Origin of the sequence: Xylocopilactobacillus apicola (genome assembly GCF_033095985.1) — a bacterium.
GTDB classification, from domain to species: domain Bacteria; phylum Bacillota; class Bacilli; order Lactobacillales; family Lactobacillaceae; genus Xylocopilactobacillus; species Xylocopilactobacillus apicola.
Genome location: NZ_AP026802.1, coordinates 528,158 through 550,809 on the forward strand (window position 1 = coordinate 528,158; position 22,652 = coordinate 550,809).

Sequence of the window (22,652 nt, forward strand, 5' to 3'; positions counted from 1 at the left end):
TGATTTATATCTTTTTAAACGATGATGATGCTTTCTTCTATATATGAATTTGAATTCAAGACAGATATGGAAAAATTCGGCTAAATTTTTCAGTACTTAACGTTCTTTTTAATGGAATCTCACTATGTAAAAACTCTACAACACTTCTAATTGATTAAAAAAAAGAATCCAATTCGGATTCTTTAACAGTTTAGCCAATCAATGATTCAAGCTCATTTAATCTTTGTTCAAAGACAGCAAATGTTTTATTGAGGTAATCAGGTTTAGTCATATCGACGCCCGCTGCCTTCATTGTTTCAATTGGATATTGAGAATTTCCGCTTTTCAGGAAGCCGAGATAGCGATCGACCGCGTTTTCTTGGTGGCTGAGCATGTTTTCACTAAGAGTTGTCGCTGCTGCAAAACCGGTCGCGTATTGATAGACGTAGTAATCATAGTAGAAGTGAGGAATTCGGCTCCATTCCAAGGAAATTTCGGGGTCGCTTACGACGCTAGAGCCATAGTAGTCAGCATTTAACTTGCCGTAATATTCAGAAATTCCGTTAGCAGTAATTGGAATTCCGTTTTGTTCAGAAGTGTGGAGGTAATGCTCAAATTCAGCAAATTGAGTTTGACGGAAGACCGTCCCTTTGACGCCGTCTAAGTAGTGATTAAGAATGTAAGCTCGTAATTTAGGATCATCAGAGTTCGCTAAAAAGTCGTCAGTTAAAAGATTTTCGTTTGTCGTTGAGGCAATTTCAGCTACGAAAATTGGATAGTCACCGTAAACGTATGGTTGATATTTACGAGTGAGCCAGCTGTGAACACTATGTCCAGTCTCGTGAATGAGAGTATAAACATCATCAAGCGTGTCTTGATAGTTTAACAAGATAAACGGATTAGTATCGTACGCTCCGCCGGAATATCCGCCTGATCGCTTCCCTTTGGTCTCGTAAACATCAATCATTCTTTCATTATAAATATGATCGACGGCATCTAAATATTCATCGCCGTAGATTTCAAGAGCTTGGCGAGCTCTTTTTTTTGCTTGTTCGAAGTTGTACTCAACTGGTGGTTCAGATAAAAGCGGCACATAAAGATCGTACATGTGCATCTCATCAAGTTGAAGAATTTTTTTACGAAGGGCAACATAGCGATGTAAAAGATCGAGGTGCTCGTGAACGGCAGAAACTAAGTTATCATAAACTATTGCTGGAATGTTGTTAGTAGCCATCGCAGCACTTCTTGCGTCGGGGTATTTATGTACTTTAGCGAGATAGTTGTCAGCTTTAATCTGCCCGCTGAGAGTCTGAGCAAAAGTATTTTTGTAATCGCCATAAGCCTGATACATTCCTTTAAAAGCATCTTTTCTAACTTTGCGATCATATGATTCAATGTGAAGACTATAAGAACCGTTGGTCAAACGAACTTTTTGCCCATCTTCATCTATAATTGAAGGAAAAATTAAGTCGTTATTAGAGAGAACGGAAAATGTCTCAGCAGAAGTGTTCAACACATCTTGAACCTGCGAGATTAAAGCTTCCGCTTCTTCGTTTAAAACATGGGGACGTTTTTTTTCAATAAAATCAAGATAATGAGCATATTGTTCTTTGGCAGGATTTTCTTTTAGAAATTCGGCAATTTTCTTTTTGTCAATGCTTAAAATTTCAGGTTGAATAAAAGATAGAGCACTCTCAACTTGCGCGGCCAGACTGTTAACCCGCGCGTTGTAGGCCTGATATTTATCGTTTCCGGTGTCTAAATCATTATTCATACTGGCGTAAACGTAGACAGTTTCAAGCAGTCGAAATGCTTTGAGACTAGCCTCAATTGCCCCGAAAAAATGCTCCGCATCCGCTCCCATTGTTGAGCGGTACTTGCTTGCGGCGCTCGTTAATTCTTGGACCTTGTTAAATGCAGCTTCAAAGTCGCTGTCATTTTTAAAAATGGTGGTTAAGTCCCAGGTGTCCTCGACTGGAATTTCATTTCTTTGATTTTGAACCATTAGCTTCCTCCTTAGATATTAAGTTTAGTATAAGTGATTTTTGAGATTGGGCAATATCTGTAGTTAGAACTAATTCATATATGATAGAATCAGCAAAAGCAAAAACTTGTGTTCTCTGATATTTTCATAACTAAGCACCAGGTAAAAATAAATTGAACTATTGAGCTCTGACTGAAGGTTGTTGGCCTTATTGTCTAAATCGGGCTCTGAATTCTAAATGTAATAAATTTTTTTTCGGAAATTGAAATTTAGCCATTAATTGTGGTATCTTATATTAAGGATTAGTAAGCATGATGGAGAGCAAAAAATGATTTTTGAAAAACTTTTCTTGGAAAAACCTGAATTGACCCGGTTAAAGCTTTACCGGAACGTCTTGTCGATGCCCAAAAAAGTATTTAAAGCAAATGAGCTTGCAACGGTACATAAAACAACTTACCAGCAGACTTATAATAATTTACAGGGCTTAGCTAAGGATTTGCAGGATTTTTACGGTCAAAGCGCTGAGACTTTTTTTGATGGAACCGATGTATTTCAAGAAAGTTTTAAAATGCCTCTAAGTGATTATCGGCGAAAGATGGTTACGCGGACGCTTCCTTATAATTTTATTGATGCGGTTTTCAAAAATAACTTTGAAAATCTCAATGACTTCTTGACAGAACAGTTGGTTTCGCGTTCAACTCTTTCTAGGCGAACCTCCACTTTGCATGATTATATGAGACGTTTTGGCATCGGCTTATCATATATTGATATGGTATTTTTGGGAGACGAAAGAAAAATTAGAGAGTTTCTATTTATTTTCTATTACTCTTTGTCTCAAGGAGGAGTTTGGCCTTTTGAGAATGTTTCATTTGAGCAGGCCAGATCATTGCTACAAGTGATTAATAACAATTGTTTTCATTATTTGTATCGTAATCGGGTTGATGAGTATCAGTGTATCTTCCGGTTGGCGATCGCAATGGAGAGAATTGAGCAGGGCTATACACTTTCACGTAACAGCCGCCTTGATTTGTTAGTGAAAAATAATAGGTTCTTTAATGTTGAAAAATCAAAGCAATTCGGTCTTTTTCAGCTTTCATCCACGTACTCCTTCAACGAAATCGAAGAATTGTTTTTTGCTTTTAATCATTCAATTTCGCCATTTACTAAAGCTAACGTCAACGACCATAACTTGGTCGAAGTATTTAGTGAAAACGACACATTTTTGTGGGATTTCGTAATCAATTATTTAGAGTTCTTGGCTAATTCGTATTCAGAACAATTGTCACAGGAAGTTTTGCAAGATCCAGTATTACTTGCTAATTTAATTAGAATTTTTTACTCGTATTTTGTTTTTGCGGGCAGTTTCCCGACAATGGCAGATTTATTTGAATCTGAAAGTAATTTGACTGGCTATAATCAACTGATCGATATAACAAAGGATTTTATTTTAAAAAATGCTGCGCAGTACCAAATGCCCGACATAATTACTAATAGCCGCTTAATCAGTAACGATATTTATCAACTGTTGTTACCAGTAATTGGGAAAGTTGTTTCTGGTGATGCAATTCAAGTGAAACTTTATTTGGAAGAAGATATCGTTGCGAGTCGAGACTTAACAACATTTCTGTCTGATTTAAAAGGAATTCATGTTTTAAGTAAGGCAGATCCTGTCGATCTGGCTGATATTGTTGTAACTCCGTTGGGTAGCTTAGGAAATCTTCCCAATGTTGTGATTCCTGAAAATGTGAAAATGATTTATTGGAACAGTGAAGATAATGAAGATGAATTTTATCGAATTTATCGCCAAATTCGTTCGGTCCACATAGAACGAAAAGCTACCAATCAAAAAACTGACCAGGAAGATTCTTCTGCTTCTGGCAGTGATCAAGTCTTGGCATAGAAAAAGATCAATCTCAAAATTTCGAGATCGATCTTTTTTCTACGATTAGTCAAGTGATTTTGAAATTTTATTTTAAATATTTTTATTTTGATTAATCAGCAAGGGACAAATTGTTCCTTGTTTTTTTATAAAGGATCCTGATTTCTGAACTTTTAAATTCAAACTCAAAAATATTTTAAGTGATCTCAAGTAGAAACTTTGCTTCATAAAGTTCAATTTCAACTATCGCTAATCACTAAAATCTACTGGAATATTCAATTTTTTCCTGCACCAAATAAACCACCACTGATGAATTTTTTTCTAAATGGTGTTATAGTACTCTTGTAATCAGAAATAACCTATTGGCGCTTTGTCGTCGGATGATAAGAATATTTCTGATTTTTAATGATCAGGATGTACATCGTTCTAAGCAGGCGGTGCATCGAAGCAATGGCAATCTTCTTCGTCGAATGAGACGGGGCTGATTGCTTTTTGTTTCGGTAATAATCTGCAACATGCATCTGCTTAGAAGTTTTACTGCTGGTTGAAGAGACAATATTCATCACCATCTGATAAAGAATTTTGCGCCCATAAGGATTCCCCCGTTTACTGATGTGATCGGCTGCTTCGTAATTTCCCGACTCATAATGTCTCAGATCAATTCCAATATAAGCATTCACTTTATTAGCTGAAGTAAAACGTCTAATGTCACCGATTTCGGCAATTAAAAGAACGGCGGTTACTTCGCCAATGCCTGGAATACTAAGTAAGATCTCATATTCAGGGAGGTCTTGAGCCAGTTCAATCATTTCTTGAATTAAGTCATGCTTTAAATCTTGAAGTCTGAGTGCCTCGTCAGCCAAGTAACGAACCTGCTTGATCATGCTTGAATTACTGCTGACAGCTGGATGACAGGCTTGGGCTAAATCTTGTAGTTTAGCTGCAATCTTTAGTGCCCTGGCTTGTGACATATTCTTATTGGTAGAATTAAGCACCACTGGTGCTAGTTCTTCAGGATCTCCAGTGGGAACCATCGTACTCAGAGGATATCTCTTAACTAAGTTCCAATAGAGTGTGCCATTAGGCGTGCTGAGAATTCTCTCAACACTTGGAAAAGTCATTTGGAGTGCTCGATGAAGCCTCGTCTTCGCTCGAACTAGATCTGTACTGATTTCCTGGTAGAAACGACTCAAATCTTTTAATTGATCATAAACGGGATCTTGCTGATAACTAGGTTTACGATTTAGTTGAAACTGAGTTTGAGCCAAATTAAAAGCATCAGTAGCGTCAGTTTTACGAGGACGCAGACTGTCTAACTGTTTCTTGGCAACTAAGGGATTAAGGCAAGTATATTGATACCCGTGATCTTGCAGTAACTTTTGTAAACTGCGGGAGTAGACCCCAGTGGCTTCAAAGACGATCTCTGGTTCTTTAACCGAGTTAAGATCATTTAAAAGGCGATCAAAACCGATCTGATCATTGTCAAATTTATATTGGTTCACGACATTTTGATCAACGGATATGGCAACATTTGAAGTCTTGCTGCTGATATCAATTCCGAAAACAGTTCTCATTATTTAGTACATCCTTTCTTGAAGTTGAGTTCATTAAATCTTTATCTATCTAATTTTCTATACCCGACGACATGCGTCCAACATTCTACGAACAGACCTTAATAAAGATCATGAAGCTGCCAGTTTTTTTTACGACGACAAAGCGTCAAAAAGACCTACGACTTGTGCAACTTCATGCCTACTGTAACATAAAAAAAGTAGGGAACAGATGAATTCCGTCGAATCCATCTATCCACTACTAATCTTAGAATGTTTTTTTGGACTATTCAGCAGCAGTTGCTAAAGCAAGCTTGATCATTTGATCAAGATTTCGTTCGCGCTCCTTGGCACTAAGTTCTTCGCCGGTAACAAGTGAATTACTAATCGTCATGATTCCAAGCGCTTCAACGTGATACTTTGCAGCAAGAGTATAAAGAACCGCAGTTTCCATCTCTACCGCCGTGATGCCATATGAAGCGACAAGTTCGTGAATTTCATCGCTATCGTCATAAAAGCGATCTTCGCTTAAAACGGAGCCGACTTTGGCTTTGATTCCTTCTTTTTTTGCGCTTTCGTATGCTTGGTGAAGCAAGTTAAAGCTCGCTGGCGGAATGAAGGTAACTTTATTAGCAAAATACTGTTCGCGTAATGCAGCCGTCGTGCCTGCACCTTCAGCAAGTAAAAGTTCATTAACGCCAAGATCACGTGAAATACTGCCAGCAGTGCCAATCCTAATTAATTTTTTGGCGTTAAAACCTTGAATTAATTCGTTGACATAAATGCTAATAGAAGGAATTCCCATGCCAGTTGCTTGGACTGAAACCTTCTTGCCTTTATACGTTCCGGTATAACCTAAAGCTCCCCGGACCTCATTGTAAAGGGTCACTTCAGTTAAATAATTCTCTGCTACGTACTTTGCGCGGTAAGGATCTCCTGGCAAAAGGACGGTTTCGGCGATGTCGCCTTTGTTAGCTCCAATGTGTGTTGTCATTTTAATATAACCTGAATTTATTTATAGGCCAATAACGAACAAAAACTTTTCCGATTAAGGAACTGCGTTTGACAAAACCAAACGATCTTCCATCGTGGGAGACTGGCCGATTATCTCCCATCACGAGGTACTCTCCTTCAGGAACTCGTTTTTCATGCAAAAGATTTTCAAGGGTAAAGTCAATTGTATACTGGGATTGATTTTGCCCTGAAACATTATTGAACTGCTCAAGCCCTTTTTCTTCTTTTTCTTTACTTAAATATGGCTGATCGACGCGCTTACCGTTAATATAAAGCTGATCGTTTTTAGATTCAACTGTATCACCGGGCATGCCAATCACTCGTTTAATATAAAGATCGCCTGGCCGGTCGGGGGCTTTTAAAACCACAATATCATTTCTTTTGGGTTTAAACATTTTGGCAGAAAGCAATCTTTGACCATTGTAAAGAGTCGGCTCCATCGAAGGGCCGTTGACCACGTCATTACCGACGATATATGTTAGTAAAAGCTGTGAAATAATCAGCACCACTCCGAAAAGAATCATTGTTTGAAAAAAATTAGTAAAGCTTCTATTAGTCTTTGAATCCATTAGTTCCTCTTGATTTTCGATATTTTATTTAATTTATTATACCGCATCGGCATTTATTCGTTACCTTTAATTTGAAAATAGAACTAATAAATTGAGCAAACTAAGCATCATTTAGCGATTTATCGGGTAAAATAAAATCTGAAATTAACTATAAGGAAAGATGAATGAAATTTTCTGAACGTTTAAAAACGCAGCGGAACAAATTGAATTTAACCCAAAAAGAAGTTGCTAACGAGCTTTACGTAACGCAGCAGACCATTTCAAGTTGGGAAAATGGGCGCAGTTATCCGGATCTTGAGACTTTAATTAAACTTAGCGATTTGTATCAAATTTCTTTGGATGTTTTAGTAAAGGAAAACGTTCAGCTCCAAGCAGATATCAAGAAAATTCAAGTTTTAAAGGAAATTAGACCAGTAATTTGGATCTTAATGTTGATTAATTTAACGTTGATCGTGATTAATCTCGGATTTCTTAAAGATCAGAAGGTCTCTTTAACTGAGCTGGGTTTAATTTTGATTATGGCGCTTAACAGCTTTACTTTAGTTTATTTGAACAATTTTGTTCAGCTGAAATTATTAGATCGACCACGTAAGAATTTTCGTAGTTATGTTTGGTGGCTGCTTCTAGGACTTTGGCTGTTAGCGGTGATCTGGAGCATTTTGATGCCATCATTTCTCAATGGATTCTTTCTGGGATTCCTGGCAATTTTGACTTTTTGGTTGTTGCTGAGCCTTTAAAATCAAGGCTACAACAATTCGTTGTTAGCCAAAAATGACTTTTTTTCATATTCTAAATTCTGAGGAGGTCTTGATGAAATTTTCTAAACGACTGCAAATGCAAAGAACAAAATTAAATTTAACTCAAGCAGAGGTCGCCAAAAAACTGCACGTAACCCAACAAACAGTTTCTGGTTGGGAAAATGGGCGCAGTTATCCAGATATTGACTGCTTGCTTGAGTTAAGTGATTTATATCAAGTCTCTCTTGACACTTTACTTAAGGAGGACATTGGAATGAAAGAAGATATCAAAAAGAAAGAGGTCATTAACGGAATTAAGCCAGTTATTACGATTTTGGTGGTTGTAAATGCAATTTTAGCGGTGGTAACAATGATTTTTGAAATCAATAACCAAAATCCTGGAATGGCTGATGTGCTGCTTGATTCAGTTGTGGCTATTAACGAGCTCGTTTCATTTTATTTAATCAACTTTATGAATCATAAACTACGTGATCAAGTCCCCAAAAAATTTGATCATTTAATTTGGCCAGTTTTATTAGGCGCTTGGATTTTAACAGCCGGATTATTTTTTAGCCCCCTTCCCCATGTAGTGACTGTTGTTTTGGGGCTTGCCTTACTAGTTGTAACTTTGTTTTTCTGCTTTAAATAGGGCATACAAAGATTCTTTGTTAGCTAATTGTGAACTTTTTGTCTAAGCTTAATATTGGAGGGAAAAATGAAATTTTCTGAGCGTTTAAAGGATCAAAGGAGAGATCTTGCTTTAACACAAAAAGAAGTTGCTCAAGAACTTCATGTGACCCAACAAACGATCTCTAGTTGGGAGAATGGGCGGAGCTATCCGGATCTTGATAGTTTAATAAAGTTAAGTGATCTCTACCAGATTTCCCTCGATATTTTACTCAAGGAGGATGTTGGGATGAAAGAAGAAATTAGAAAACAAGAGGTGTTGAAAAATATCAAGCCAGCTATCATCAGTTTGAATGTACTTAATATGGTAATTGTGGTAATTATGTTTATCTTGATGAGCTTTGAGCAGATTGATAAAGGTCGCCTTGGACTGGCCGGGTTTGGCGTTTTTGGTATGTCTGCCCGTTTCACCAATTGTAGTCGGAATCGGTGCCGCAGTTTTGGCCCTTTTGAGTCTGCTGTTTTATTTAAAACGCTGGTAAGAACAAAGAACTTTGGTATGATAAGTACAGATATATGATAAGTACAGATATTAGTTAAGGGGAAAAATGTTAAAAATAGAAAACATCAGTAAATCTTTTGGCGAAGTACAAGCGTTAAGCTCTGAATCTTTTGAGGTTCAAGAAGGCGAAATCTTTGGTTTAATTGGTCAAAATGGGGCTGGTAAAACGACGACGTTTCGGATTATTTTGGGTCTGATGAAACCTGATCAAGGTTTCATCACTTTCAATAATCAAAAAGTAGATGATGAAGTTTTAAATCAAATTGGTTATTTACCAGAGGAAAGAGGACTTTTTCCTAAAATGAAGATTGAGGATCAAGTCGTCTATTTAGCTGAACTTAAAGGTCAATCGCGGACAATAACGAAAGAAAAGATTGACGAGTATTTTGAGAAATTTGAGATTAAGGGCAAGAAAACTGACAAACTGAAATCTCTTTCCAAAGGTAATCAGCAGAAAGTCCAGTTAATGGTTACCTTGATTCATGATCCCAAGTACATTATTTTTGATGAACCATTTTCGGGGCTTGATCCGGTGAATGCTCAGATTTTTCGGGATGCAATTTTAGAAGAGAAGAAAAAAGGTAAGTGCATCATTTTTTCAAGCCACAACATGGACAACGTCGATGAGCTAAGTGATCAGTTGATCATGCTAAAAAATGGGAAAGTGATTCTTGACGGAACTGTCAAAGATGTGCGTAATAGCTACGGAAGAATTAAAGTGTTTTTGGAATCTCAGTTGTCAGCTGAAGATTTGGAGCAAATTGCCGGAATTAAAGAACTAAAAGAAAAAGATGGCAGGTTTGAAATTACCTTAAATGATCCAGCGGTTGGCAAGGAGATTTTGACCAAAGCGCAAGCTAAAGGTAACTTCCAAGAATTCTCGCAGCAGCCGCTATCATTGGATGAGATCTTTAAAATCAAAGCGAGGGAAAATTAATGAGCAAATTAAAGGTCGTTTTAAAAAATGTTTTGATTCAAAATTTGAAGTCACCAATCTTTATTTTTATGTTATTCTTTCCGATTATAATTGGGGCAGTCGGGACTATAATTGGTAGATCCAATTCCGGTTCGGCTAAAATTGCCGTTATTTCATCTGATAAGGCATTAGCTAAAACTTTTTCAAATTTCAATTCTGATGACACAAAATATCTGACGAAATACGATGATCAAAAGACTGCCAAAAAAGCGCTGATTGATCAGGATATTGATGGCTATTTAGTGCTAAAAGAAAGTAAGGGAGAAATTGCAGCCACTTTATACAAGACCAACCAAAGTTCGAAGATTTATGAACAAGATATTGAGTTAGCAGTTAATCAGATTGGCTTAAACGTGAAAGCACAACAAATGAATTTACCACCGGCAACACTAAAGAAGATTGTGGAGCCAACGGAATTTAAACAACATACCAGTATGGTTAGTAATCACAAATTGGTAACGCAAGATCAAAGCAAAATGATAACAAAAATGCTTGCCGTAATGGCAGTCACGTTTATTTTCTTCTTCCTTTTGATTATTTATATGACTCAAATGGCAACGAATATTGGACGCGAAAAAGGTGAGCGAGTGATGGAAATCATCCTCTCAAGCACTAGTGCTAAAACTCAATTTTTAGGCGAAGTTGGCGGCGTATTTCTGACCATGGTGGTCCAAGTCTTAATTTATTTGGCAATGATCTTAGGATTTGTGAAGTATTTCCAAGTGACTAAAAGCTTCGATGGTTTCTTAAGAAATCTAAATTGGGGACTACTCTTTAGTCCCGAAATGATTTATACATTAATTTTTGGAATCATGGGCGTCTTTCTTTATTTAGTTGTGGCAGCGATGCTCGGAGCTCTTGTTTCAAACATTGAACAAGTGAACCAGTCGATCATTCCCTTGATGGTTCCGGCAATGATTGCTTATATTTTAGTTTTCGCTTCGATCGGCGGCGGGATGAACGGACTTGTTAAAGTTTGTGCCTTCATTCCGTTTATTTCTCAAACTTTGATGCCGTCGCTTCTGGTATTAGGCAAAGTTACGTGGCTCGAAGCACTAACATCGATGTTAATTTATTTGGTGGTAACGATCTTGATGTCGTTTATCTCCATTAAACTCTATCGATCAAACGTTTTGGTTTATTCACAAAAGGGTGTTTGGGATTCATTTAAATCATCGCTTTCCCTCAGAAAAAAAGCTAAAATGGGTTAAACAAATTCAATTTGGGGAAGTTTATTGATGCAGTCAGATCTTAATTACGATTATATTTCACAAGTTCTCTTAAAAGTTGGGAGAATTATGATCGAAAACGGTGCTGAAACTACGCGGGCTGAAGATACAATGAAAAGGATAGCGAGACAAGCAGGGGTTTCAGATTTAGAAGTATTTTCAACTTTAACGGGAATTGTGATTGGGATTAATAAAGTTGATAAAACGGCAGTAATTCAAATTTATTCACGAGCAACCAATATGGAACGAATAGTTGCAATAAATGATCTATCTCGCAAATTTACAGCTGGTAAAATAACGTTCGATGAACTAGCTTGTGGTGTAAATAGAGTTGAGAAACATGTTCCAGATTTTTCTTGGTGGCTTAAAGGAATTGCTGCTTTTATGATCAGCGGTGGTTTAATGATCCTTTTTTCCCCTGAAACTGCTAATTGGGATGATTTTATTCCAGCTGGAGTCATTGGCATGCTAGGATATCTGACCTCAACATTTCTGCACCGATTTTATAAAATGCAGTTCATTAGCGATTTTGTGGCATCGTTTTTGATTGGCCTTTTAGCTTTTATTGCTTTAAAATTGAACTTAGTAGTGAGTTTTAACGGCGTGATCATCGGGGCAATTATGCCATTGGTGCCTGGAATTATTATTATGAATGCTTTAAGAGATATGTTGGCGGGTCATTTGCTTTCAGGACTTGTCAGATTTATTGAAGCAGTGTTGACATTTATATTTATTGGGGCTGGTTTGGGGCTCGTTTTGAGGTTTTTCCGCTAATGAAGCAACTTTTAATTAATGTGATTTTGAGTTATTTGGGAAGTTTGAGTTTTGCCATTATCATTAATGTTCCGCATCGACTTTTGAACGCTGCCGGGATTACGGGAATTTTTGGTTGGCTCGTATATTTAGCTTGTCGGGATCTTCATCTAGGTATTTTTATGTCCAATTTGATGGGAGCAATGATTATCGGGATGGTTAGCTATGTTTTTGCGCGCTATAAAAAAGTTCCGATTCTTAATTTTAACGTTCCTGGCTTGATTTGCTTAGCACCAGGTGCGCTAACCTACGAAGGAGTTCATGATACGGTCTTTAAAGGTGTTAGCCAAGGGCTCGATATTGTGGTCAGAGTCATGATTGTAATATTAGCTTTGGCAGTCGGCACAATGTTAAGCCAGTTGATTGATGAAGCATTAAAAAGAATTTGGCAAAAAATCTGGACTTGATTTAAGCAGCAGTAATTGTTAGAATGACTGTTGTGCGATGAGTCGATGGGGTACGTATGTACCTTTTCAGCAGGTTGCTTGCACACCTCAGGAAGAGGAAGCAAGGATTAATAGTCTGCTTAAGCAATTAAGTCCTGCACAATAGTTCAAACCTTTGTGTTTGAACTATTTTTTTTAGAAAATTGATCGTTATCTTTGAGGTATAATAAGTGGAGATTGCAGTTTTAACGGCAAGTGAGTTAATCGAAAATGAAGCGTACTTTTTGCAACAAAAAGATTTAACGCAAGCAGAGTTTCAAAAGAATGGTAATAAATTAGCTCAGACAGCTTTAGATTTAGTAAAAAATAATTATCAGAAAAACGGTTTAGCAATGTTTCAATATCAGATTGTTGACCTGTCAGAGCTGAAAATCAGTTTTTTCTCTAATATAATTAATTTGCCTTATTCCTATGCTAAAAAATATGCTGAATTTTTTGCTGACGGAGCTACGGCAGAGATTAAATTTTACTTTTCAGTAGAGTCGCCTTTTGTTAATAAATCCAAACTTTGGATTGAAGAAATTGGCGATTTGGCAGAAAATGTAGTGAAAATTGAAGAGCTTTTGGTTCAAACACAGGAAAACGAGAGTGAAAAGGATTCTTTAGTTGATGAAAAAAACAGTAAAAAATAGTTTCACCTCGCTTGTGATCGTGATCATGGCCTTAGTTATTTTTGGAGGCTCCTTTGTTGTATCTTCTAAGTTGAAGAAAAATCGAGATGTAAAGCGAGTTCAAAATATGTATCACCTTTTGTCAACAAAAGGTAAGCTTCATACCGAAAGAAATGCTTACACATATTTAACTACGGTTGGTAAAGAAAGATTGCAACCAAATCTCACTTTTGACGCAAAAGGAGTACCGGCGAACACTTTAACAGCATTTTCTGAAGAGAACGTGACTTTGACCCCTTATCACTATGAGGGAACTCTTAAGCTACCAGAGAACCCAACTAAAGGTCAACGCTTATATTTTAAGGCACCTTTTCCGATTACAATCAACGAAAATTTAGTAATGACCATATATTTTAAAAATAAATCTATTAGCTATGATTCGACCAATATTTTGTTAAAAAGCCAAAAGAAAAAACACCAGGCTTACTTATATTTAGGAGAAAGTTCAGATTCTGATGGTAAATTGATCGATGATATTTCGACAATTAAAGCGCAAAGCGGTGAAACAGTTAGATTCAAACTGACCAACGTTGAGCGTTCATTCGATTCGGTTTCAGATCGAAAACTTATTAAGCATCCGGCGTTGTTTTATTCAAGACAGGAGTTGTTAGATAAGCCAGAACTCACATTAAAAGTGGGATATCATGTAGATCAGCCGAAGTTTCATTTTGTGATGCAAGGTTATCAAGATGAAGATTTGATAGTTAAGGTGATTTCAAATCAACCCAAAAATTATCAGCGGAAAATTCGGATTCAGTTAATCCCTAAAGGTAAATTATTAGCTGATTTAAAATCTGATTCTCCCAAAGATTATCAGTTCAGTTTGTTATATAATGGACTGGTAATTAAAGATCAATATTACATAACAAACAATCTATCATCTCTTTCGAACTTTAATAATGGAAAATAATAAAAATTTAAAGAAGCAATGCCCAATATGTGGCGCCCTAATCGACGAATATCTTGATTACTGTCCTGAATGTGATTCTTATGTCGGAGATGTTCTCCCCGTTAATGATGACGGGGTGCAAATGAAATCATCAGAGCCAAAAGAGTCAAATGTGTCAGCTAGTGAATTTGATCAATTGGATACGATTCTTGATGAGTCCAAAAATTCAAACAGTAAAATCACGATTGAAGAATTGCAGCAATTATTAGCAGGTAACGTTCAGCAAGGCTCAAGATCAGAGGCTGTTGAAGAAAATCTGCCTAATCAAAGTTTGCCAAAACGGGGGCATAAAAATAATAATGAAGATGCGGGTCTCCCTCCAAAGAGAACGGAGCTCCGTAAGAGAAGACGTAAGCCGACTTTTTCTAAGGAAGATGAGGTTGAAGCAGAGCTAACGAATTTTAATCAGCCAGAAAAGATTGTCATTGATACTCAACCAATCAGTTCAACTGAAATTATTGATTCTCATGAGTTTGAAGAACAAGAATCAAAGCTTAAAAATCGACCAGAGAAATCTAATGATAACTTCTTCAAAGAGCTGCTGTTCTTTGATTTGGAATCGTTGGTTCATCCTTCTGTCAAGACTGAAGCTAATAAAATTTGGCAGGGGCTGATCACTTTTGGTGTCGAGATCATTTTCTTCATTTTTACTTTTCAACTTTTGTATAATAGCGGCGTTCAGATGTCTTCAAAAAAAGGAGCGCGGGCTTTTGGTCAATATTTGGTACACAGTCTAACGATTGGAACCAAGTATTCAATTCTCTGGCCAGTCCTCATTATATTAGGAGTTTATCTGGTCACGCTGGGGCTTGGATTACTATGCGATCGGTTTTTGATTAGCGATGACGAGTTTTCCTTGTCACTTTTAGTAGCACAGGTAGCTCGTTATTCAATTATTCTCTTGCCAATTTCATTTCTAACCTTCGCTTATTCTTTGTTTAATAATCAATTAGTTACTAAATTAACGCTGTTTTTGCTTTGTATGGTACCGCTGATCTTAAGCATTGCGGTGGCAATTTATTTAATCCAAGCCAGAGGACAAGTGATTATTGATCGAGTTTACATCATCATTATTTATTTCGTCCTGTCTATTTTTGGAAGCTATCTTTTAGTTCATCCTTACCTGATTAGTTTTATTCAGGCATTTAATCGGTTTTTAATTCAATAAAAATGAAAAAAACCAGCCGATCTGCTTAAAAGGCTGGTTTTTGTTTTATAATATTTAAAATGCCGTTTAGCAGATTCGAACTGCTGACCCCCACCTTACCACGGTGATGCTCTACCTACTGAGCTAAAACGGCAATAGATAGAATTTATCAAAAAATCAGTGATGTGTCAATTAGGAAAGAGGAAAAATGAAAAAAATTGCATTAACGGGTGACCGACCAACCGGAAAACTTCATCTCGGACATTATGTGGGCTCGCTCAAACAACGCATTGAGCTTGAACAAGAAGTTGATCAAAATTTAATCATGATTGCAGATATGCAGGCGCTAACGGATAATGCTCGCGATCCTGAGAAAATTAGGAAAAGCCTCACAGATGTTGCACTTGATTATCTTTCAGTCGGGATTGATCCAAAAGTTTCAACTATTTTCGTTCAATCGCAAATCCCAGCTTTAAATGAACTGACGATGATTTATCTTAATTTAGTTACGGTCTCGCGCTTAGAACGCAATCCAACCGTCAAAACAGAAATAAAACAAAAGAAATTTGGACAAAGTGTGCCAGCAGGATTCTTTATCTATCCGGTTTCGCAAGCTTCAGATATCACGGCATTTAAAGCCAATTACGTACCGGTAGGTGATGATCAGGAACCGATGATCGAACAAACTCGAGAAATTGTCCGATCATTCAATTCAATTTACAAAAAAGATATTTTGGTTGAACCTAAAGGAATTTTTCCACCCAAAGGTCAAGGTCGGATTCCGGGGATTGATGGCAACGCGAAGATGAGTAAATCTTTAGGTAATGCGATTTATCTATCTGATAGCGCTGATGAGGTTAAGAAGAAAGTAATGTCGATGTATACCGATCCTAACCATATTCATGTTGAGGATCCTGGTTCGGTTGAGGGCAATGTTGTATTTACTTATTTGGATCTTTTTGACCCAGATCAAGCTAAGGTGCAGGATTTAAAAGATCAGTACCAAAAAGGTGGTCTCGGGGATGTTTTAATCAAGCGCCGTTTAATTGAGGTTTTGAATGCCTTTTTAGATCCAATTCGCACTAAACGCGAAGATTATAAAGCCAATCTTGATTACGTTTATGATGTTTTAAAAGCAGGCGACGAAGTAGCCAATCAATTGGCAGATGCCACTTTAAATGAAGTGAGAGATGCGATGGGGATTAATTATTTTAATTAAGGAGATAAACGATGCAGTGGGCTAAAATTCAAGTAATCACAACCAACGAAGCAATTGAAGCTGTGAGCGAGATTTTAACTAAATTTGGCGCAAAAGGAGTAGAGATAAACGATCCGCTTGATCATTATGAAAAGCCAAGTTCTGATACAGTTATTGATCAAAGAACTCTCACAGAAGGTGAGGTTAGCGTCACAACTTGGATTGCTGAATCTGAGAAATTAAATCCAGAAGCTATTAAGAAAGAAGTTGAAGGGTTAAGTGAGTTTGGGCTTGATCCAGGCGAAGTCAAAATTTATCTTTCTTTTGAAGACGATCAGAATTGGAATTTGACCTGGCGTGAGCATTATTCCCCCATTCCGGTTGCCTCAAATATGGTGATTATTCCAGTTTGGCAAAAAGAAGAGTATCAAAATGATCCACGGATCAAAATTTTTATTGATCCTGGGATGGCTTTTGGAACGGGAGATCATCCAACGACTATTTTGACGCTGCAGGCGCTGTTAATCGCTTATCGCTTAGAAGATAAAGTTTTCGATATTGGGAGCGGTAGCGGGATTCTTTCGATCGCTGCTGTGAAATTAGGAGCAAAAAACGTTTATGCAACTGATCTTGATCAAACGACAATTGAAAATGCGGAAGAGAATTTAAGAATTAATGGTGTGAGTCAAGATGTTGAATTAAAAGTAAGTGACCTTTTGAAAGCTACTGATCAGAAGGCTGATCTAATTTTGGCAAATATTTTAGCCGAAGTTCATTTTCAACTGATTCCTGAGCTCGACAGCCACTTAAATGAAGGCGGAAGAGTTATTCTCGGGGGCATTATCAAAGAAAAAGAAGCAGCAATTACGGATAAATTAGAAGATTTTGGATTTAAAGTTACAGAACGCCTAAGCATGAAGGATTGGGTCAGCTTAATCGTACAGCGGGTCGACTAATGCAAAGAGTTTTTATTGATAATAATTTAGACTCACGAGTTGTTTTGACGGGGGAAGAATACCATCATTTAGCCGAAGTGTTGCGCTACCAACCAGGTAAAACTTTTGAAGTAGCTGATACAAATGGTCAGGTGGCAGTGTATGAATTATCTCGAATCGATATTGATCAAAAACAACTTCATGCCAAGCGGATCAGTGAAAATTCTCGTAATTCGGAGTTGCCGGTTGAGGTAACTTTAATTTGTGCCCTTACTAAAGGCAAAAAAATAGATGAGACGGTGGAAAAGGGGACCGAATTTGGCGCAAGCCATTTTGTTTTCTATCCGTCGAAGTTTTCGCCGCTTAAGTATTCGGATGAGTGGGGTCAAAAAAAGGAAGAGCGTTTAAATAAAATTGCCTTAAGTGCTGCCAAGCAGTCTCATCGCAACGTTGTGCCGTCGGTGGAAATTGTTCGTTCATGGTCTGAATGTGATTTAGACGCCCAAATTAAATTTTTGGCTTACGAGAAAACTGACCCAACTGGGCTAAACTTTAAAGCGTCGCTGGATAAATTGAGTCCTGGAACGTCAGTTTGTTGCGCTTTTGGACCAGAAGGCGGGTATGATGTTTTGGAAGTGGATGAATTTATTGATCACGGCTTTCAAGATATCTCTCTCGGTCAGAGAATTCTCCGGGCTGAGAACGCTCCAATATTCTTTTTAAGTGTTCTCTCATTTTATTTTGAATTATGACTATTTATCCTAAGATATACGCTATAATGTATAGATATTTATGAGTCGGGGTGGGGAGTATGGTCAAAACGAAGAACTTTACGATTGATGATGTCATCAAAATGTGTCAAAGCTATATGAATGATGAGCATGTAGCGACAGTCAAAAAGGCATATGAATTTGCTGAATACGTTCATCATGATCAGTACCGTAAATCGGGGGAAGCTTACATTATTCACCCGATTCAGGTTGCGGGTATTTTAGCAGAGCTCAAAATGGATCCAGATACTGTAAGTTCGGGATTCTTACACGACGTGGTGGAAGACACGCAGGTTACGGGTGGAGATATCGAGGTCATTTTTGGCAGCGATATTGCCTACATTGTTGACGGTCTTACTAAACTGTCAAAAGTTAAATACGTTGCTCATAAGGACGAGCTAGCTGAAAATCATCGGAAGATGCTTCTAGCTATGGCTAAAGATTTACGGATTATTATGGTCAAATTAGCCGATCGATTGCACAATATGCGGACACTTGAGTATTTGCCAAGCGATCGACAACAGGCAATTTCTAACGAAACCTTGGAGATTTTTGCGCCATTAGCAGATCGCTTGGGAATCAGTGCGATTAAATGGGAGCTAGAAGATCTTTCTTTTCTTTATCTTAAGCCGAAGGAATATCATAAGATTGCAAGTCTGATGGATACCAAGCGGGGGGAGCGCGAAGGGTACATTGAAGAGGCAGTTACAGCAGTTAATCGAGCGCTTCTTGATCTTAATCTTGACTATGAAATTTACGGCCGTCCGAAACATATTTATTCCATTTACAAAAAAATGGTCAGTAAAAACAAACAATTTGATGAACTATACGATCTTTTGGCTTTAAGAGTGATTACAAAAACAGTTCAGGATTGTTATGCAGTTTTAGGGGCAGTTCATACAGAATGGCTGCCGATTCCGGGGCGGTTTAAAGATTACATTGCCAGTCCGAAGAAAAATCTTTATCAATCCCTTCATACGACGGTGATCGGTCCCGGAGCGAAACCTTTAGAAATTCAGATTCGAACTGAAAAGATGCACGAAATTGCCGAATTCGGGGTGGCTGCGCACTGGGCTTATAAAGAGGGCGAAACCGATCAAGTAAAAATTGATGCAACTGGTAAAAAGTTAGATCTTTTTCGTGAGATTTTAGAAATTCAAAGTGAATCGGAAGATGTTGATGCCCACGATTTCATGGCAACGGTTAAAGGTGATCTTTTTTCCGATCGGGTTTATGTTTTTACGCCTAAAGGGGACGTCTACGATTTGCCAAAAGGTTCAGTGCCGCTTGATTTTGCCTATTTGGTTCACACTGAAGTGGGAAATCATGCAATTGGTGCTAAGCGAAATGGAAAAATAATTACACTTGACACGCCTTTAAAAAATGGCGATATTTTAGAAATCATGACGGCAACGCAAGCAAAGCCAAGTCGTGATTGGGTTGATTTTGTCAAAACCACTCGGGCCCGCAATAAGATTAAACGTTATTTTAAAAATCAGGAAAAAGACGAAGATATCGAAGCAGGGCGTCAAATGCTCGAAAATTATCTGATTGATAATAAGTTTGATCCTAAGAAATTTCTAACCAAAGAATCTTTAGCAAAGATTGAAGATAAATTCAAAGGCTTTGGAGCAAATGAGATTTTGGCAGCAATTGGCTATGGTGAGCTATCGGCACAAGGAGTAGCAAACCGTCTAACAGAGGATTATCGAAAGCAACAAGCTAAGGAAAAACAAGATCAAGACCTAGCTAAGATGCTGGAGCCCTCAAAATCTAGTCGTCCTGTTAACAGCATTGACGAAGATACAGGCGTTTACATTGCAGGAGTAGATAATCTTTTAGTTCATCTTGCACGCTGTTGCACGCCAATTCCGGGAGATCCAATTGTCGGTTACGTTACACAAGGTCGGGGAGTTACCGTTCACCGTGCTGATTGTCACAATGTGACTAATAATCATGACGTAGAGCAGCGTCTAATCGAAGTTTTCTGGGGTGATCCAGATAATCGCACCAGACTCTATGCAACTGATTTAGAGATTTATGGCTATAACCGCAATGGCGTCTTAAAAGATGTGGTCCAGGAATTAAACGTTTTGGCTAAAGGACTTGGCAATATCAGTGCAAAAGTCAGCTCTGATGATAAAACGGCGACGATTGAGGCGACCGTAAAGATTTATAATAAGGAAAGCTTAAGAAGAATAATGGAAAGTTTAAAGAAAGTTCCAGATGTCTATAATGTAGTTAGGGCGAATAAATGAAAGTAGTATTGACAACAGTTAAAAGTGCTTCTGTGACCGTTGATGAGCAATTAATCAGTGAGATTGATCGTGGTTTTCTTTTGCTGATTGGAGCGGAAAAGGGCGATAGTGAGGCTGACGTAACTCGTTTGAGCGAAAAAATTAGCAAATTAAGAGTCTTTGAAGACTCAGACGGCAAGACAAATTTAAGCTTAGCCGATGTTAATGGCGAAATTTTAGCAGTTTCTCAGTTTACGTTAGCAGCTGATGTGCGCAAAGGAAACCGTCCAAGTTTTACACAGGCACTTGAATATCAAGAAGCGCAGATCTTGTATGAATTTTTCCTGAAAAAACTTCGCGATGCGGGTTTTAAAACTCTACCTGGAGTTTACGGGGCCAATATGGCTGTCAGTTCAATTAATGATGGTCCATTTACTTTGATTTTACGTAGTCAAAATGGAATTTTAACCTGAAAGGAGCAGTAATGGCGCAAATTGTTGAAATTAATGAAAAAGAAATTTTGGTGGGTGACGATAATGGAAAATTGATTTCGGTTGATCCATATTCGTTAGATTTTACCCCGGAAGTTGGTCAAACCGTTCAGATTTATCACGCCGATGACGGAAGAGTAAAGGTTGTTGCTGTTTCAAAGCCTAATGTTGAACCAACTTATCCCAAAAAGACTTATCAGGTCAATAAAACTATATATATTTTGTTGGCGTTGTTTTTTGGTGGTTTAGGGATTCATAAATTTTATGCGGGATTCATTGGTAAAGGAGTTTTGTACTTGGTTTTCTCTTGGACTTTTATTCCCGGGATCATCGCTTTTTGTACGTTCATTAAAGCAGCTATTACTCCACCAGATGATAACGGATTTTTGTATTTGAACGGAGATTCAGCGATTGTTAACTGATTTTACCCATTGCAGTTTGGCTTTTGCAGAAATGGTAAAAAAAATTAGTTAGATATTGTTAGACGCGGAGCTCGTAAAATGATAAAACGTTTGATCTTAAGAAACAAAAGAACTTAATTAATCGATAAATTTAAACTAAATAAAAAAGAGACCGAATCGGTCTCTTGAGGGGGCTTAAAGAAATTCTTTGGTGATTATCGCGTGACTAAAAATAGATTATTTAAAGTAGCTTTCTAAACCTAAGACCACGCGTGAAATAAATTGTTGGCGATAGCTATCCGATCTGATTTGAGCGAAATCTGAATCGCTATTAATATAGCCAATTTCCAGTAAAACTCCTGGATAATCGTTTTCTCGAATAACTTCAAAATTTCCGAAATTGGTATTGCGATTCGGAATTTTTAGGCCATTAAACTGACTTGCTAAAGTTTTTGCCAGTTTGAGGTCTTTTTTTTCGGAATAATAGTAAGTGGTAATGCCACTTGCCTCATTAGCTGATTTGGAAGAGTCGAGATGGAGACTGATAAATGCACTTGGCTGATTTTTATTAGTTATCTTGACTCGGTCCTCTAAAGAAACCCAGGAATCTTTATTTCGAATCATTACAACCTTGGTTCCTTTGGTCTGCAACTGATCCCTTAATTCTTTGGCATATAGAAGGGAGAAATTTTTTTCGTAATGGCGGTTATCATTTGCTTGAGCACCGGGATCATCACCACCATGACCAGCATCAATTACAATGGTTGCCTTAGCTAAGGATCGTGGTCGTGCAGCTTCTTGAGCCTGCTCAGCGCCAGTATTAGGAATTTCGGTAGTTACTAGTTGACGAGAAACGTAACCAATAATATTTTTTCCGTTTTTCACTTGATAAAAATCTCCAACAGAGCCAACAACTTCAAGCTGATCATCCTGCTTTGAAGTTGCTAAAACATGTGAATTAGGGTTAGCTTCCTGGTAAAGATTAATTGTTGGACGGAGCACATAAACTTTGGTTTGAGCTTTTTCCTGCTCGTCATTGGTTAGATCAAATAGTTTGTTGTTAATCCAGCCAATTTTTCCGTCCATCGTGATCTGACTCCAGTCACCTTTGGTGTAGACAATATTGACTTTAGTGCCTTTTTCCAGCCGATTTAAAACCTTACTTTGAGTGTTGGCATATTCACGGATATTGACCCCACTAGTATTAACAACACCGGTTGCATTGGTCGCTGAATCAATTTCAGATGAGTCTAGAAGCCAATCGGCAACCCATCCAATTTTATCTCCATCCAGCCGAATTTTGTCCCAACCGTTTTTTTGTTCGAGAATTTGGATCTGGTCTCCTTCTTTTAACTGCGCCATAACATTATAAGAGAGCATGGGACCAGTACGAACATTCACAACTTTTGCCTTGATAGTTACGACATTAGACATTGCGACTGTATAAGTACTCACCAGGCCCACGACTATTGTTACCAGGAGAATGAT

General features: G+C 37.7%; 22 protein-coding genes and 1 tRNA gene. 17 read left to right on the forward strand and 6 right to left on the reverse strand.

The features are described from left to right. Positions 1 to 190 precede the first annotated feature (190 nt). Positions 191 to 1,984: an oligoendopeptidase F gene (gene pepF, locus R8495_RS02660; protein WP_317636022.1), complete on the reverse strand. Its 1,794-nt coding sequence runs from the start codon at positions 1,982 to 1,984 to the stop codon at positions 191 to 193. Positions 1,985 to 2,291: 307 nt separating this feature from the next. Between pepF and R8495_RS02665 the strand changes: the two genes are divergently transcribed. Next, positions 2,292 to 3,863: a helix-turn-helix domain-containing protein gene (locus tag R8495_RS02665; protein WP_317636023.1), complete on the forward strand. Its 1,572-nt coding sequence runs from the start codon at positions 2,292 to 2,294 to the stop codon at positions 3,861 to 3,863. A gap of 338 nt (positions 3,864 to 4,201) precedes the next feature. Here the strand turns inward: R8495_RS02665 and R8495_RS02670 are convergent, their stop codons facing one another. From R8495_RS02670 to lepB, 3 genes are all read right to left on the reverse strand, one after another. Further along, positions 4,202 to 5,416, reverse strand: coding sequence for an IS110 family RNA-guided transposase (locus tag R8495_RS02670; protein WP_317634801.1), 1,215 nt, complete (start codon positions 5,414 to 5,416; stop codon positions 4,202 to 4,204). A 262-nt stretch (positions 5,417 to 5,678) separates the two neighbouring features. After that, on the reverse strand, positions 5,679 to 6,386 hold the full coding sequence (deoD, locus tag R8495_RS02675; RefSeq protein WP_317636024.1) for a purine-nucleoside phosphorylase: 708 nt from the start codon (positions 6,384 to 6,386) through the stop codon (positions 5,679 to 5,681). Between the two features lies 1 nt (position 6,387). Beyond that, positions 6,388 to 6,975 (reverse strand): signal peptidase I, encoded by a 588-nt coding sequence (lepB, locus tag R8495_RS02680; RefSeq protein WP_317636025.1) that lies wholly within the window; start codon positions 6,973 to 6,975, stop codon positions 6,388 to 6,390. Positions 6,976 to 7,139: 164 nt separating this feature from the next. Here lepB and R8495_RS02685 point away from each other — a divergent pair, with 164 nt between their 5' ends. The 10 genes from R8495_RS02685 (at position 7,140) to R8495_RS02730 (ending at position 15,153) form a co-directional block, all read left to right on the forward strand. Next, positions 7,140 to 7,712, forward strand: coding sequence for a helix-turn-helix domain-containing protein (locus tag R8495_RS02685; protein WP_317636026.1), 573 nt, complete (start codon positions 7,140 to 7,142; stop codon positions 7,710 to 7,712). A gap of 73 nt (positions 7,713 to 7,785) precedes the next feature. After that, entirely contained in the window at positions 7,786 to 8,361 is a 576-nt protein-coding gene (locus R8495_RS02690; RefSeq protein WP_317636027.1) for a helix-turn-helix domain-containing protein, read from the forward strand. A 66-nt stretch (positions 8,362 to 8,427) separates the two neighbouring features. After that, positions 8,428 to 8,919 (forward strand): helix-turn-helix domain-containing protein, encoded by a 492-nt coding sequence (locus tag R8495_RS02695; RefSeq protein ID WP_317636028.1) that lies wholly within the window; start codon positions 8,428 to 8,430, stop codon positions 8,917 to 8,919. A 28-nt stretch (positions 8,920 to 8,947) separates the two neighbouring features. Next, entirely contained in the window at positions 8,948 to 9,838 is an 891-nt protein-coding gene (locus R8495_RS02700) for an ABC transporter ATP-binding protein (protein ID WP_317636029.1), read from the forward strand. Next, entirely contained in the window at positions 9,838 to 11,088 is a 1,251-nt protein-coding gene (locus R8495_RS02705) for an ABC transporter permease (protein WP_317636030.1), read from the forward strand. The genes R8495_RS02700 and R8495_RS02705 overlap by 1 nt, the downstream gene beginning before the upstream one ends. Before the next feature lie 27 nt (positions 11,089 to 11,115). Continuing rightward, the gene (locus tag R8495_RS02710; RefSeq protein WP_317636031.1) at positions 11,116 to 11,880 is read left to right on the forward strand and encodes a threonine/serine exporter family protein; all 765 of its coding nucleotides are present in this window, start codon (positions 11,116 to 11,118) and stop codon (positions 11,878 to 11,880) included. Continuing rightward, complete coding sequence (locus R8495_RS02715; RefSeq protein WP_317636032.1) at positions 11,880 to 12,326, forward strand: threonine/serine exporter family protein; 447 nt, start codon at positions 11,880 to 11,882, stop codon at positions 12,324 to 12,326. Before R8495_RS02710 ends, R8495_RS02715 begins: the two co-directional genes overlap by 1 nt. Before the next feature lie 209 nt (positions 12,327 to 12,535). Continuing rightward, positions 12,536 to 12,997: a hypothetical protein gene (locus R8495_RS02720; protein WP_317636033.1), complete on the forward strand. Its 462-nt coding sequence runs from the start codon at positions 12,536 to 12,538 to the stop codon at positions 12,995 to 12,997. Beyond that, the gene (locus tag R8495_RS02725) at positions 12,975 to 13,946 is read left to right on the forward strand and encodes a hypothetical protein (RefSeq protein WP_317636034.1); all 972 of its coding nucleotides are present in this window, start codon (positions 12,975 to 12,977) and stop codon (positions 13,944 to 13,946) included. Before R8495_RS02720 ends, R8495_RS02725 begins: the two co-directional genes overlap by 23 nt. Then, the gene (locus R8495_RS02730) at positions 13,936 to 15,153 is read left to right on the forward strand and encodes a hypothetical protein (RefSeq protein WP_317636035.1); all 1,218 of its coding nucleotides are present in this window, start codon (positions 13,936 to 13,938) and stop codon (positions 15,151 to 15,153) included. Before R8495_RS02725 ends, R8495_RS02730 begins: the two co-directional genes overlap by 11 nt. 60 nt (positions 15,154 to 15,213) lie before the next feature. Here R8495_RS02730 and R8495_RS02735 read toward each other — a convergent pair. After that, positions 15,214 to 15,286: transfer RNA gene (locus tag R8495_RS02735), tRNA-Thr, on the reverse strand. A 54-nt stretch (positions 15,287 to 15,340) separates the two neighbouring features. Between R8495_RS02735 and trpS the strand changes: the two genes are divergently transcribed. Genes trpS through R8495_RS02765 form a run of 6 tightly spaced genes read left to right on the forward strand, consistent with a single transcriptional unit; the run spans position 15,341 to position 21,185 of the window. Further along, complete coding sequence (gene trpS / locus R8495_RS02740; protein ID WP_317636036.1) at positions 15,341 to 16,351, forward strand: tryptophan--tRNA ligase; 1,011 nt, start codon at positions 15,341 to 15,343, stop codon at positions 16,349 to 16,351. 11 nt (positions 16,352 to 16,362) lie between these two features. Then, positions 16,363 to 17,286 carry a 50S ribosomal protein L11 methyltransferase gene (gene prmA, locus R8495_RS02745; protein WP_317636037.1) on the forward strand — a complete coding sequence of 308 codons (924 nt, stop codon included), beginning with the start codon at positions 16,363 to 16,365 and terminating at the stop codon, positions 17,284 to 17,286. Then, positions 17,286 to 18,017 carry an RsmE family RNA methyltransferase gene (locus tag R8495_RS02750; RefSeq protein ID WP_317636038.1) on the forward strand — a complete coding sequence of 244 codons (732 nt, stop codon included), beginning with the start codon at positions 17,286 to 17,288 and terminating at the stop codon, positions 18,015 to 18,017. Before prmA ends, R8495_RS02750 begins: the two co-directional genes overlap by 1 nt. A gap of 59 nt (positions 18,018 to 18,076) precedes the next feature. After that, on the forward strand, positions 18,077 to 20,293 hold the full coding sequence (locus R8495_RS02755; protein ID WP_317636039.1) for a RelA/SpoT family protein: 2,217 nt from the start codon (positions 18,077 to 18,079) through the stop codon (positions 20,291 to 20,293). Next, on the forward strand, positions 20,290 to 20,745 hold the full coding sequence (gene dtd / locus R8495_RS02760) for a D-aminoacyl-tRNA deacylase (RefSeq protein ID WP_317636040.1): 456 nt from the start codon (positions 20,290 to 20,292) through the stop codon (positions 20,743 to 20,745). Before R8495_RS02755 ends, dtd begins: the two co-directional genes overlap by 4 nt. Positions 20,746 to 20,756: 11 nt before the next feature. Continuing rightward, the gene (locus tag R8495_RS02765; RefSeq protein ID WP_317636041.1) at positions 20,757 to 21,185 is read left to right on the forward strand and encodes a TM2 domain-containing protein; all 429 of its coding nucleotides are present in this window, start codon (positions 20,757 to 20,759) and stop codon (positions 21,183 to 21,185) included. Between the two features lie 216 nt (positions 21,186 to 21,401). Here the strand turns inward: R8495_RS02765 and R8495_RS02770 are convergent, their stop codons facing one another. Further along, positions 21,402 to 22,619 carry an N-acetylmuramoyl-L-alanine amidase family protein gene (locus R8495_RS02770; RefSeq protein ID WP_317636042.1) on the reverse strand — a complete coding sequence of 406 codons (1,218 nt, stop codon included), beginning with the start codon at positions 22,617 to 22,619 and terminating at the stop codon, positions 21,402 to 21,404. Between the last annotated feature and the right edge of the window lie 33 nt (positions 22,620 to 22,652).